Below are 13517 nucleotides of genomic sequence, written 5' to 3'. Positions count from 1 at the left end.
GCTTTCGAATGATGCGGATTTGGAATGGTTGCCCGACTACGCGCGAGGCCTTCGGCAGTTCTCTGATCGCGAGCTTCGCCGTATAACGAGCATGATCATGCGAAACCTTGGATTGAGTCCTCAAGCATACCGGGAGATAAACGGTCTACTCGAATCTCTCGCGGAGCAGTCTCGTGACCGAGACGCTCGAATTCAGGCGCTCGTACGGGAACTCGTTGACATCCGTTACGGCAGGGGTGCAGTTAGCGATTAAAAGGTTTCTCTCACCGAGTGCAGGGATTTCGCCTCTAACTGCGAACCGGCACTTCGTAGACAAGCTCGCAGATTGAAGTCGGCACGACGATGTCGGCCGTCTCTACGGGCCGGCCGTCTTCGGCGTAGTACGTCCGCTCGATGTGCGTGGCCAGCGTGCCCTTCTGGACGCCGAGCAGCGCGGCCTCTTCTGCCGTCACGGCCCGCGGTGAGGGCTGTTCCACCGCGCGCGTGATCGTGATGCCGATCTCGGCCATCCGCCGGACGACGCCGAGCCCCGCGAAGGGGCCGCCTTCCGGCAGGACGACGAGCGTGCCGGACGTGAGGGCGTACGGCTCCCAACTGGTCGATAGCTGGACCGGCTTGTCGTCGGCGAGGAATTCGTAGGCCGTCCGGACGCACAGCTCCCCCTCGGCGATGCCGAGCCTCGCCGCCACCCCGGCCGGCGCCGGCACCTTCGCGTCGGTGCGGCTCTCCCAGCTTCCCCGCTTCCCGAGCGCCGCCATGTCCGCCTGGAAGGGCGATCCGCCCGGCTGCTCGCGGTGCATGCTGCGCACCATGCGGACCCGTGCGCGCGGCTCGGCCACGTACGTACCTGACCCCGCGCGGCCTTCGAGTGTTCCGACGGAGATCAGCAACTCCTGAGCGCGGCGGATGACGTTGTCGCCGACGCCGTACTGCTGGGCGAGTTCGGCGCGGGAGGGGAGTCGGTCCCCGGGTGCCCAGTCCTGGGCCGCGATGCGCTCGCGGAGCACGTCGGCGATGCGGAGGTACGGCGGCTGCTCAGGCATGTGGACAATCTAGTCCACTAGCTCTAATCTAGTGAACCAGCTTCACTCACCGTGCCTACTCGGCAACGGAGGACGCCTTGTGTCGCCACGCGACGCCCGCATCGCCGCTCTCTCCGCGCGCCTCGCCGCGACCGGACTCGTACCGGAACTGAAGGAGTACGCCGACCGAACCTCGATCGAGGCCGAAGTCCCGACGCCCTTCCCTGACGCGTCCTGGCCGGCCGTCCTGGCGGTGCTCGAAGCAGCCGACACGTTCGGCTTCGCCGACAACTCGACGCGGGGCCGTTCGCTGTGGGCCGTTGTCTACCGGGGCGCCGCCTCCCCGCCATCCGATCCACCCGACCAGCCATAGGAGCCGATCACCGTGTTCCACCAACTCCTCAGGGCAGCAGCCTGGTTCGCGCTGCGGGTCTTCCCCGCGACGAACCACCACCGTCACCGCCCACCCACCCACGGAACCCCGCACCGCGCGGCCGACCGCACGTCCTCGACGCCCTCACGGTTCGCCGCCCGCGAGCGGCGGATCCGCGCCGACGACATCCCGCTCGTCCGCCCGTACGTCCTCAACCCGGAGGAGTGGGCGCGGTGGCGGGAGATGGCGGTCCCCGTCGGATGACCGCCCGCCATCAGCAAGTCGCCGACGACCTCCGCCGCCTCATCCTCTCCGGGGCCTTGCCGGTCGACTCGCGTCTCCCACCCGAGACGCAACTCGCCACCCGCTACCGCGTCAGCACCCCGACGCTCCGCGAAGCCCTCGAACTCCTGCGAGCGGAGGGGTTGGTGGAGAAGTTCCAGGGCCGCGGCAACTACGTACGCCGACCGCCGCGCCGCCTCATCTACCCCGGGCCCGGCGACGGCCTTCACGTGATCGTCAGCGCCGCCGACATCAAGGCGCCGCCCGAACTGGCCGCGCGGCTCCGTGCGCGGCCCAACTCGCCCACCACCGAATACGTATGCCTGAGCCACCGCGACGATTCCCCGCAGAGCCTCGCCCACCTGTACGTACCGCGCCGCGCGGCCCACGCCGACCCGCCCCCGACCTGTTCGTCACCGTGGGGCGACGACCTCCTCACCGCGGCCGGCGTGACCGTGGACAGCAGCAATGACCAGGTCACCGCCCGGTTCCCCACCGCGGCGGAAGCACAGTCATTGCGCATCCCCACCCGCACACCGGTCCTCGCCGTCGAGCGCACCTTCACCACGCACGACGGACGGGTGGCCGCATACGCCCTGCTCGTACTCCCCGGCGACCGCGCGGAGATCGCGTTCATCAGCCGGAACGACAAGAAAGCGGAAGCGTGATGAACGACGTTCCAACGGCCGACCCCTTCGCGCCGCCCGAAGCGGGTCCAACCAGCGCGCTGCGGCTGCTCCCGTGGCCGGGCGCGGAGGGCCAACCCGCCTTCCTGAGCAGTAACGGAGGCTTCCTCGCAGAACTCGCCGACGAGATCGAGGACATGCAACTCGACTCGGCAAAGGACGTGTTGAACGCGACACACGTCGTCACCGACAACCCCGCCGCAAGTGCCGACGAGCTGCGGTTCGCGGCTCGCAGGCTCGGCGAATCGCTGCGGGAGACATTGCAGGTCGCCCTGAGTCGGGAGTTGCGTGGCCACTCGATGGCGGACCAGACGGTCCTGGTCGCCAAGTGGCCGCACGATCCGAAGTCGGTCGGTCGGGCCCGGCGCGAGCTGCGGCGCGCGCTGGAGACGTGGGGACTCGCGGAGTGGACGGACCGAGCGGAACTCGTCCTCTCCGAGCTGTTCAGCAACTCCGTTCGCCACGTCCGCTCTCCTGAGGGCAGCCCGATCGAGACTCGGTACGAGCGGCTGCCCGGCGGTCTGCGCATCGAAGTGCGCGACGCCGGGGCGGAACTGCCGGTACTCCAGAAGCCCTCGGCCGACGCTGAATCCGGGTACGGGCTGGGCCTGGTCGAGATGCTGACGGACGGTCGTTGGGGAGCGGGCACACGCGACGGGGTCGCGGGCAAGGTGACGTGGGCGGTCGTCGCGGACGAGGACGCCGACGAGCAGCCGAAGGCCGCCGAAGAAAAGGGGGGCCTGTGAACAGCACGGCAACGAGCCTCCGCGGTCATGACGGCGCTGACCGGGCACCGTCCGCAGAGCCGACCACGGGGGCCGCACCCATCGAGGCGGGCAGTACGTGGACCGTCTCCACCACCGCCGGCTACCGGGCGAAGGGATATCTGCCGTCATGGGCCGACGAGGACCCGAGCGAGGAAGGCGTTCCGCTCGACCGGCTCCCCATACGCCTGATCGACATCAGGCACTGCGAGTTCTTCGACGGCCAGTCCTTGCCGGTCCGCTCACCCGCGGCCGGCGGCGAGGCTGCCTCGCGGGCGTGGAAGGAACAGGTGCTGTGGGGCAACATCGTTTGCAGCCCGTACGCCGAAGACCCCGGCCTCCGCATCCCCGTAGCAAACGTCGCCGTGGTCGATGACTACTGGATCAGCGATCTGGACCCCGAAGGCGTGGCCGCGCTCGCCGCCGCGCTGCGAGCCCAGGCAGACCGCCTCGACCATGAGGTACACCCTCGCCTCATCGCCATCCGCGCGGACTGGGAACAACAGCACACCGTATGAGCGACTTCGCCCTCTGACCACCGCCCTTACAAGGCGGATGTCAGAGGGCGAAGTCGTGTCCCGGGCCGGCCGAGCTACGGCAGCGTCTCGGCGTCGACCCGCGAAAAGATGAGGTCGCTCTCACCGGTCACCGGCCCGCGCCACCGGACCGGGACGGCTGACTCCCCGCGCAGGGCCGAGGGGTACGTGGCCGCCGCGTACTCATTGGCGAGCCGGTAGACGTTGAAGCCGGCCCCGCGCATGGTGTCGAGCAGCTCCTCGACCGAGTCGCCGAGCTGCGCCATACGTTCCGGCGTCACCTCTACGGTGATCTCCGCATCGGGCCGTAGCCGGTCGAGCAGCGCCACCATGCCCCGTACGACGCTGCCCTCCGCGCCCTCGACGTCCACCTTGATGACCCGGGCGCTGGTGATCTCGTCCTCTTCGAGCACATCAGGCAGCGGAAACGCCTCGATCTCGAACGTCGACTCCGCCGGCCCGTCGTACGGCACGATGCTGTTCGCGCCCATGTTGTGGGAGCTGGCGAGTATGAACGTGAGCGTCTGGCGCTTGTCGGACACCGCGGTGTGCAGGGCGCGGATGTTGGTGCAGCCGTTGAGGCGGGCGTTCTGCTCCAGGCGGTCCTGGAAGGCGCGGGACGCCTCTATGGCGACGACCTTGCCCTCCGGGCCGACCAGTTCGGACGCGATCACGCTGAAGTAGCCGATGTTCGCGCCGACGTCCACGAAGGTGTCACCGGGGCGGAGCCGTCGCCGTAGCCACTGGGTCATACGGGGTTCCCAGGTACCGAAGAGGTAGAGGTACCGCTGGATGAGGTCTTGCGTATCGAGTGCGAACCGGGCGCCGGTCTCGGTCGTGCTCACGCGCCGGCGCGGGTTGTCGCGCAGGTGCGGGTTCAGGAAATCGCCGGCGAGGGGCGCCTTGCCGAGCGTGCCGGGGGCGTTGCGCACGTACCACCGGCCCAGGGTGACCAGGGCCTCTGTCGTGGGGTTGCTCATCCGCTCGCCTCTCCGCCGGGTGCCATTGGCACCGTAACACCGCGGACCTGGCCCACCCCGAGTTGTCCACAGCACCCTGTAGCCGGAGACCGATAACCGCGAACCGCGCCCCCGCTACGCCCGCCCCCTCCTAAAATCCTCAAGACGTCTTGACGACTCCGGGGCGGGGGATGGGCTTGGGGACCTCCGAGCAGCTACTGACGATCGTCGCCGTGCTCCTGGGCGCGCTGACCACCTACGTCACCAACTACTGGACCGAACGCCAGCGCCTGCGCCGCGAACTCCTCACCCGCTGGGACGACAAGAAGCTCGACGCCTACGAGGGGTACATCGACCGCGTCCGCGCCGCCGTCTTCCTCGCCGTCGAGCTGTACGAGCACCGCGAGGGCCTCCGCCCCAGCGACGACCCCGAACCCCAGATCCGCGCCGAACTCTCCCAGGCCACCCACTTACGTGGCCGCGCCTTCGAACGCATCATGCTCCTGGCCGGCGACGACGTCGTAGAAGCCGCCCACGACCTCAACGCAGCAGCCCTCGAAGTCGACTGGCAAGCCACCGGCCGAACCCCCGGCACCCTCGACGCCTGGCGCGACCGCAACCGCGCCGTCTTCCGCGCCATCAACGCCTTCCACGAAGTCGCCCGCCAAGACCTCGGCGTAAGCGGCTCCATCTCCGGCGACACCCACCCCGCCCGCGACCTTCTCCTCCCACCAGCCCGGAGTGACGAGAACTGACGACGTGGGGATAGCCATCTGATACTCCGATCTAATTCGCGTCAGCTAAGGGCTGTCCCGTATGAATCTTGAAGTCGCCTCGGGCATGGTGGGCCACTGTTGCCTATCCGGCGAGGGTGAGGTTGTCCATCCGGGCGATGCCGAGCATGGCGTGGTGCACGCCGTCGCCTTTGAGGCGGCAGTCGCGGAGGATCTTCCAGGTCTTCATACGGGCGAAGACGTGCTCAACGCGGGCTCGGACCTGCCTGTGGGACCTGTTGTGCTCCTCTTTCCAGTCCGGGAGTTCGCTCTGGCCGCGCTGCCGGCGGTGCGGGATGACGAGTCCGGAACCCGGGTAGCCGCCGTCGGCGATCGTGACGGTGTTGCCCACAGCGGCCCTGGCGCCGGACTCCTCCCACGCCTTGCAGTCGTTGCGGTTCCCGGCGAGCGGCCGGCCGACCACGACGACCCGCCGGGTGTCGGCGTCGATGACGACCTGGTGGTTGGTGGAATACCTGTAGTTCTTCGACCGCTCGGCGACGGTGTGGTCCCGGGTGGGGACCAGGGTGCCGTCAACGATGAGGACGGTGTCCCTGGCGAATCGCTTGGGGCGCTTGAGAGCGAGCAGGGGTCCGAGGTGGTTGATGACTCGGCCGGCCGTGGACTTCGAGACGCCGAACAGCGGAGCGAGCTGCCGCAACGTCAGATTGGTGCGCCAGTACGCCGTGACCAGCAACACCCGGTCCTCCAGTGGCAGACTCCACGGCCGGCCTCGGTGGACCACATCCGCTCGTCGCGCCGCAGCGTGGTCAGTAGTTTGCCGAAGCAGCGCGGGCTCAGACCCGCGAATGGGGTTATCCAGGACAGCTCCGATGCCGTGATCACACTCGCCACATCATGATCATCACTCAGGCTCGCTCAATGCCGAGACGCTCCCACAGCTACGCTGATCAGCCCAGTCCACAGTGCGCAAGACCGGGGGAAACCGTGAACCGACCACTGCTGTTCCTCGACGTGGACGGGCCACTCAACCCCTACGCAGCCCAGCCGGAGAGGCGTCCCGACGGCTACACCACACTCACAGTTCCCGGGAACGACGCCCAACAGGACGACAGGGGCCTGTCGTCCCGACGGCGCCCAATGCGAGTCTGGCTCAACCCAGAGCACGGCCGAATCCTGCTCCAGCTCGGCTTCGAGCTGTGCTGGGCCACCACATGGATGGACGACGCCAACCGGTGGATCGCACCGGTCCTCGGCCTTCCGGGACTTCCCTTCGTAGGCTTCGGCGACGCCCTACTCCAAGAACGCCCTGACGGAGTCCACTGGAAGACCGGACCGCTGGTGGACTACGCAGGCGGCCGTCCCTTCGCCTGGGTGGACGACGAGCAGAGCGAGCTGGATCAGACCTACGTGACCGCCCACCACCAAGGGCCCGGGCTCCTCCACCACGTCAACCCGCGGATCGGCCTACGGGAGAACGACTTCCACACGCTCGCCGACTTCGCCGGGTCCCTGGGCACCTCATGAACCACCGGCTGAGCACCTCGCCAGCTCTTCAGGCCGCTCCCCACCCGGAGCCAAAATCTTTGCGGGACAGCCCTTAGCGGGATTTGAATGGCATGAGTGTGACCGCAGAGTGGCAGCGTTGAGCCATGGTCTAATTTCGTCGCCGTCGATGCGTTTCTTGTTATCCTCTTGGAATAGTAATACGTCAACATGGCTTTAGAGTGGGCGCGTCTCTTCAAAAGAAATGTTCGTGGGAGCTCCAGATTGAATTGAAATCAACCGCTCGTAGGTAAGGATTGCGTCGTAATGATCCATTCCATCGGAGAAGTTATCCAGTAGCCCCGTGATTAGGTTTCGGCTTGGTGAGAGATGATCGAGAGCGACTTGGCGCACAACATCCGTATAGTAAACCATCTTATCTTTAATAGCTGCGACTAGTAGCTGGAGTGTTACCTCGGCCTCTACTTCATCGGTTGGAGGTCGGAGCATGCTCGAAGTAAGGGCCAGTATTCGATCTTTATCGGAAGTTACCTGCGTGTCGTACTTGACACGCTCCCATTCAAGAAGAATTTTCCTGCCGACTTCAGACGGAATACCATGACGCTGAGCGGCGCTTACAACGATACGACCCAGCCCAACGAATTCAAAACTCTCAACCCATTTTTCAGCTACCGCAATCGGGAGTTCGTTCACCCATATTCCACTGACGGCACATTCACCGCCGATTTCATTCAGCACCGCGAGCCACTCTTCGTCCGTATGGGCATGTGATAGCCACGTCAGGGTAACGTACGAAGTCTTGCTGGACTGGTATAGGAATCTCATGAAGTCGGGCGACAGAAAGGATTCCAATTCTATCCTGTATGGGATGGAATGAAGACTAGCTAGTATATGGTTAGCGATCTTGGTACGTCCATCCTCATCAGAGACCTCACGACACAAATTCGCGAGGCCTACGAAGCCAGGTGATCCGGGTTGACCAGGGAGCGTCCGCCGGGTCAATTCGGATTGTGCCAAGCTCGTCAAGAATGGCAAGAACGGAGATCTATCTTCACACCACTGAGAGAATGAGCCCTTGAGAAAATTCGAAGGGTCTTCGGTTGACCACTTTCGTTCGAGTTCTATCCAGTCGGAAAGATCCCCCAGGATTCCTTCGCGTATACTTTGAATTGCAGAACCATCGATTTCCTCGAACATAAAGAGGGAGTAAGAAATGATCCATGGGAATCGAGTCACCGAAGATCTGAAGTCCGTGCGGTAGGGCGAAAGGGCCAGGACGACCTCCGCCAGCGTGTCCTTAGATGGAGCAAGCTGAAAATCGTAGATCCGACAGAGCCAGTGGGAATTTGGAAGTCCCGATGTTACGGTATCAACTAGACGCTGCGAGCCCTGCTCGACTGAAACGTAGTCCAGGCTGAATCCATTGACCTCGCCCCGAAAAATAATTTTTGTTTCGGATCTTTCGCGACCGGAAAACAATCGCAGAAGGTGTTCTAGCCAATCCGGTGCAAGAAAGATGCCGGACGGTCGCATATCTTCTTTGTAGTTGAGAAGGACGCTACTGTTCCGGGCCATTCTGATAGTGGAGGCAGGGTTCTCCATAGCTGAGGACGCCAAATCTATTAGTACAGGAGATGCGAGCTCCAGACCGGTAGAATGTATATATTCCCTTTCTTCATCACTTGCTCGCTCGTAAATCTCAAGTAGTTTCTCTTTAGCCCACTCATCTCCGTACACAGCGCGAACACTCAGGAATTCTAGGACCCCCGGGTTGGGAACTGCTCCAGCTAGATCTGCGTCGAGGTAGTCGTGAGCGATACTTGCGCCGAGTTCGCTCAGAGAAGACGCGAGGAGTTGTATGTGCTCACCCGGAGGCAGCTTAAGCAATTTGAGCGATTCCTCAAGAAGAGTCATCTCATAACGAGGGGCCCGGACCATCCCATCTCCGAGGATTTCGACGGCTAGACGTGATCCCGTCAGAATTCTCCTTTGCAGAGTGCCAAATTCTACGGAATATGAATTCAACTCTGCAACGAGTGCGATGGCGCTGTCTCTAAGGGTACGTCGATGCGCGAATATATTCCCGAGAGCAAAGAGAAGAACATTGCGCCAGTGAGCACTGATGGACATTGACCGAAGTCGCTGACTGATCTGCTCCTCTGTACAGTTCATGAGTGCATCTGCGGCCCAAAATTCTTGCAGTGATCGAATCTCAAAGCTGACTTCGCCGCCTCGGCTCGGTACTAGGAAGACCAACCGATCGGTCGCGGCGAGGCTGATGGCAGAAGTCAATTTATTCAAACGTTCTCCAGAGTGTCCCTCGCCAGCCAGACGATCGCTTATAATACTGTTCAATTCGTCCAAAGTGAGTCTGGATTCCGTTTCCCCTGACCTCTCGCTGCGTGTTTGGAGCATCAGACCAACATCTGCATGGATCGAGCTAATATCTGAACTATGGTCGCGTAGGAGATTACTAGCCGGGCCCTCTTTTTCCAATTCGCGCTCATAGATGACCCTATAGTAGTCCCTGAATAGTGTGTAGCGATCCTTAGGTGCTTTGCCGACACGATCAAGGAGGACGGCCATGATTGTGACCTGGAGCGGCGTCGCCATCAGATGAACGGTGGACGCTTCGTCAGCCGCCTGCTCCAAGCGAAACATTAGGCGGGTTACCCTATCAAAGGCAGATCCATATCTTGCTTGTGCCAGTTTATGTCCGTATTTTAGAGCCTTTTCTCTACTGAGTGGCGTTAGGGAAAAGTGCCGATAATTCTTAGGAGAGAAATCATCCGTATAACCCTGCGGTCTGGTTGTGGCGACGACTACTAGATCTGCATTGCACTCGTCGGCCTCGATCTGAAAATCACTGATGCGGTCGAGAACCTGGGATCTATTGCTGGAACTCGGCACCTCGTCTAGGCCGTCAAGGATCACGAGCCAAGGAAATTTGCAGAGCCAGTCCCTCATATCGGAACTCGTCACATCCGTTGAGCCCGCTTCTGAAATTCGCTGCGCAGTATAATCCAGCAGATTTTTACATTTACCTTGTGCGAGTTCGTCTGCGAGGCGTGTCAGAGGTATCTTTATAGGCCAACGCCTAGCCCGTGGACTCAGGTTCTCTTTTTCTGCCTGCGAGGCTATCTGCGTTACCGTCGATCGCACATCTGCGTTGCGCATCGAGGTTGTATCTTGCACCAAGAGAGCTCGATAAAGCTGGCAGATAAATTGGCTTACTGTACTCTTGCCCTGGCCTGGACCACCGACTAGGACAAATCTGTTGGGCGGCAGCGAATGATGGGTCGATTCTTGATTCGCTTCGTCTTCGGGAGAGTGCCTGATATCGCAAGCTGCTATAAGCGTTTCTAAGCACATTCCATCTTGCTCACGGGGCCTATCATTTGTGCTTCCTATTGGAAGATCGACAAAAACCTGCGCGAGGGAAATCATCCTGTCGTCAGATGCCCCAGCTTGGTCAAGGTTTGCATATCTGTCTTTGACGATCTCTCGGGCCAGGTAAGAGTTTATTGCTTTTGCAACATCTGTTCCTCTCGTCTGCATCTGATCGTATATTGCTGAAAGTATGTCGCCCGGAAGCATCCATGCACTATAAGACGTCCGAATTCCATTATGAATATCCAGGAAGCGAGAGATATTTTCTGCGTGCCAAACTATCCAGTTTTTTATCCCTAATTTTTCGCATTCCTCCTTCATGACTTTTTCCACCCTGTCATAACCTCCCGATTTGGGTGTGGGAGATAGAGTGACGTTGGTAGCGAAGATGATAAATTCCGGTTTTTTAGTGCGTTTGGCCGATGTGCGCCATTCCTTGAATTCCTTTCGAATTTCGGAGATGAGCCACGATGCCTCATTTCGGGGATTGGAGGGTGATTCTTTATATTTCGACTGCAGAATTCCGTATCCATCCCAGCCGTCTCGTCTCCAAGCCGGCGAGGTACTGCCCTCAAAGGTTGCTTCGCGTCCTCCGTCGGGCCCGGCCCCGAACAAAGACACTGTTGGCCCCAGCTCTGCCACCGTGATTGCTTGGGTCAGGTTCTCGAACTCGCGTGGGCCGAGGCGATAGAGCTCATATTTCATGCCTCCATTGTGCAAGGTGCGTGCCTGACCTCGCCTGCAGTATGCGAAATTTACTTTTAGTGATGTTTTGGTCAGATATCGCACCTGCGGTGAATGCCGAATCGACTGCGCCTGATGTGACGAAATAGTGCGTGTGGGACCTCTGGGCCCAACGCGGATATAGTCGGCGCCTCCGCGCTGGGCCTCCGTCTGCTGCATCCCACGTCCAGACATCCGACCCGGCGTAGGCGTATTGCCCTGTGAGGTTGGGAGCGCGAGGGCCGGAGGTTGTCTGTTCAGGGGCAGTGTGTCCGTGGTGGTAGGTGTGGTGCCATCGCAGGAACGCTTGGCGGCGTTCGGTCCCTCAGCGGTAGGGCTTGGCCTTGGCCCGTTCGTAGGGGGGAGGTTGAGGCGTTCGACCTTGCCGTTGGTCTGGGGTAGGTAGGGACGGGTGCGTTCGTAGGTGATCCCGGCTACGGTGCGGTGTAGCGCCAGAGGCGGGATGTATAGCAGGAGCCGTTGTCAGTCAGGACGCGTTCGACGGTGACGCCGGCCGAGGCGAAATAGGCCCGTGCGCGGGTCCGGAAGGCTGTGATGGTCTCCTGCTTCTCGTCGGTGTGCTGAAGCTATAGCCCGCTGCGGAGGGCTTCCTAAGCTGGCCTGGCGGCCGAGGACCTTGTGGCCGCCAGCGTTGGGGAAGCTGCCGACCTTGAGCTCAACGCGTACGAGTTCGCCGGGCCGCTCGCGTCCGTCGCGGCGTACTACGCGACCGTGGCTGGTCCAGGTGGGCCAGAAGGGCCAGGCCGAAATGGGGTCAGGACCCCGGCGCACGGTGGAGGGGTTCAGGTCAATTAGGAGGGCGATGCGGACTTGTACTCAGCGCCGCAGGACGCAGGCGTCATCCCTAGGACGCTGGAGGCGTTCCCGATTCGGCGGATGATGGAACGGCCCATCGTCAGCGAGGGGTCCAGGCGTCAGGGCTCCTCAACGGTCAGGTGTGGGCCGGGCCGGATCATGGGCTCCGCGCTGCTCGGTACGCCCAGCCCGCACCTTCGAGACTCACCCCATCGTGGAGCTAGTGAGAGCTGCGGGGACGATAGGCTCTGCCGCCCGCTGGCCTTGCGGGTGACGTTCTCCGTAGTGGCCCGAGGAGCGGTAGTCGCAGGCGAGTCACCACGACTCTTGCTGGGAAGGGGTTACTCCTCCGTGGCCATCCACGGGAGCTGCGCGTCGAATAAAGCTCAGCGGCCGAGTTGCTCACCGGCGCCGCGTGGACCATACGTGGACCAGGGGGTGTGTGGATCAGCGGTGCCCACAGGTGAGGCCAGGTCGGAAGCTTTCTGTTGCCCGAGGGTCTGCCCGGCTTGAAAACCGTCGTGGCAGCGATGTCACCGTGGGTTCAAATCCCACAGCCTCCGCGGTAGTTGGTGAACGTGCAGGTGGGGGCGGCTTCCGGTGCTTCCGGAAGCCGCCCCCACCTGTTGTGCGTCCCGCCCCTGTGCCAGCGAATCCCGGTGTCGACCAGTGCGTGTGGTCAACCTGTGGTCAGGTTCTGGGGGTCGTGGTGCCGGTCACCTTCGGTCATATCCGCTGTTTGGTGAGGGCTTGGCCGATGAGTTCGTTGGCGTGGTCCTTCGAGCCGCGCAGGATCTTCGCGTAGAAGCGCCAGAGCACGGCGGGGCTGTGTCCGGCGCGGCGTGCGACCTCTACGGGGTCGACCCCGGCTTCGATCCAGAGGGATACGCCGGCGTGCCGGAGCGAGTACGGCACGGCCGCGAGGGGCGTCCCCTGATCCTCGTGCGGCAGCGCCTTCTTGCGGGCCGCTTGCCAGATGTCGGTGTACTCGGTCGACCGGACCCGGCCGCCCCCGGCAGCCCGGAAGAGCCGGCCGTCCGGGGCGACGCCGTATTGCTGCCGGTGCTCGCGTATCAGGCGTACGAGGACGGGCGGGATCGGCACTGGCCGGGTGGCCTTACGTGCCCGACGCTTCAGACCCCTCTTCTCGTACGACAATCCGTCGTCGGTCCATCCCGCTCCGACTTCGGGGTGACTCTCGGCGAGGATGAGTTCACCCCATGCGGTCTCGTCCGACCCGTCCGGGAGAACGCATGCCTTGGCGCCGAGGGCCGCGATTTCGGACGGGCGCATGGCCGCGTAGTACAAGCAGCCGAAGAAGGCTTTCAGGTGCTCGCCGCGGGGTCCTTGTTCGCCAACGGCTTGGATCAGGTCGCGGGCGAGGTGGGGATCGGGAACGTACCGGAAGTCGACTTCGTCATCGGTGGCGGGCGGTTCCCAGTCGATCCGGCTGAGCTGATTCACGGCGAGCAGGTCGCGTTCAACCGCGTACCGCGGGGCGTTGCTGAAGACCGTGTGCGTGCGGTGGATATCGGTTCCGCCGTTTTGGGGATGCTGCGCCTTGAGTTCCACGCCACCGTCCCGAAGGAAGCGGATCGTCCAGGAGTAGTAGAGGACGAGCCGCAACGTCTTGCGGTCCGGGCGTCCCGGGACTCGCGTACGAGAACAGAGGTGATGGGCCAAGACCTCGGTGTCTCATATCTAACGCTCGTCGAGCAGGCCAGAA

11 protein-coding genes and 1 pseudogene are annotated in these 13517 nt (G+C 62.6%); 7 read left to right on the top strand and 5 right to left on the bottom strand.

The window, feature by feature from the left end:
* Positions 1-287: 287 nt before the first annotated feature.
* Positions 288-1043 carry a GntR family transcriptional regulator gene (locus OG519_RS16330; protein ID WP_405583925.1) on the bottom strand — a complete coding sequence of 252 codons (756 nt, stop codon included), beginning with the start codon at positions 1041-1043 and terminating at the stop codon, positions 288-290.
* A 79-nt stretch (positions 1044-1122) separates the two neighbouring features.
* On the opposite strand from OG519_RS16330, the gene OG519_RS16325 reads away from it, so the two are divergent.
* From OG519_RS16325 to OG519_RS16305, 5 genes are read left to right on the top strand one after another with little or no spacing between them, the layout of a single operon-like run.
* A complete protein-coding gene (locus OG519_RS16325; protein ID WP_405583923.1) occupies positions 1123-1395 on the top strand; it encodes a hypothetical protein in 273 nt (90 codons plus the stop codon).
* A gap of 12 nt (positions 1396-1407) precedes the next feature.
* Positions 1408-1659: a hypothetical protein gene (locus OG519_RS16320; protein ID WP_405583920.1), complete on the top strand. Its 252-nt coding sequence runs from the start codon at positions 1408-1410 to the stop codon at positions 1657-1659.
* A complete protein-coding gene (locus OG519_RS16315) occupies positions 1656-2345 on the top strand; it encodes a GntR family transcriptional regulator (protein WP_405583917.1) in 690 nt (229 codons plus the stop codon). The genes OG519_RS16320 and OG519_RS16315 overlap by 4 nt, the downstream gene beginning before the upstream one ends.
* Entirely contained in the window at positions 2345-3109 is a 765-nt protein-coding gene (locus tag OG519_RS16310) for an ATP-binding protein (RefSeq protein ID WP_405583915.1), read from the top strand. The genes OG519_RS16315 and OG519_RS16310 overlap by 1 nt, the downstream gene beginning before the upstream one ends.
* Complete coding sequence (locus OG519_RS16305; protein WP_405583912.1) at positions 3106-3645, top strand: DUF6907 domain-containing protein; 540 nt, start codon at positions 3106-3108, stop codon at positions 3643-3645. Before OG519_RS16310 ends, OG519_RS16305 begins: the two co-directional genes overlap by 4 nt.
* A 74-nt stretch (positions 3646-3719) precedes the next feature.
* Here the strand turns inward: OG519_RS16305 and OG519_RS16300 are convergent, their stop codons facing one another.
* On the bottom strand, positions 3720-4643 hold the full coding sequence (locus OG519_RS16300) for an FkbM family methyltransferase (RefSeq protein WP_405583909.1): 924 nt from the start codon (positions 4641-4643) through the stop codon (positions 3720-3722).
* Positions 4644-4813: 170 nt separating this feature from the next.
* On the opposite strand from OG519_RS16300, the gene OG519_RS16295 reads away from it, so the two are divergent.
* The gene (locus OG519_RS16295) at positions 4814-5377 is read left to right on the top strand and encodes a hypothetical protein (RefSeq protein WP_405583907.1); all 564 of its coding nucleotides are present in this window, start codon (positions 4814-4816) and stop codon (positions 5375-5377) included.
* Positions 5378-5480: 103 nt separating this feature from the next.
* On the opposite strand, the pseudogene OG519_RS16290 reads toward OG519_RS16295, so the two are convergent.
* A pseudogene (locus OG519_RS16290) lies at positions 5481-6250 on the bottom strand (transposase).
* 93 nt (positions 6251-6343) lie between these two features.
* Here OG519_RS16290 and OG519_RS16285 point away from each other — a divergent pair.
* Positions 6344-6883, top strand: coding sequence for a hypothetical protein (locus OG519_RS16285; protein ID WP_405583904.1), 540 nt, complete (start codon positions 6344-6346; stop codon positions 6881-6883).
* A 195-nt stretch (positions 6884-7078) separates the two neighbouring features.
* Here OG519_RS16285 and OG519_RS16280 read toward each other — a convergent pair whose 3' ends face one another.
* The gene (locus OG519_RS16280) at positions 7079-10957 is read right to left on the bottom strand and encodes an NACHT domain-containing protein (RefSeq protein ID WP_405583902.1); all 3879 of its coding nucleotides are present in this window, start codon (positions 10955-10957) and stop codon (positions 7079-7081) included.
* Positions 10958-12517: 1560 nt separating this feature from the next.
* Positions 12518-13417, bottom strand: coding sequence for a tyrosine-type recombinase/integrase (locus OG519_RS16275; protein WP_405583900.1), 900 nt, complete (start codon positions 13415-13417; stop codon positions 12518-12520).
* Positions 13418-13517: the final 100 nt, after the last annotated feature.

It is taken from the genome of Streptomyces sp. NBC_01190, from assembly GCF_045039895.1.
GTDB lineage: Bacteria > Actinomycetota > Actinomycetes > Streptomycetales > Streptomycetaceae > Actinacidiphila.
This window is presented reverse-complemented; position numbering and strand designations above follow the sequence as displayed.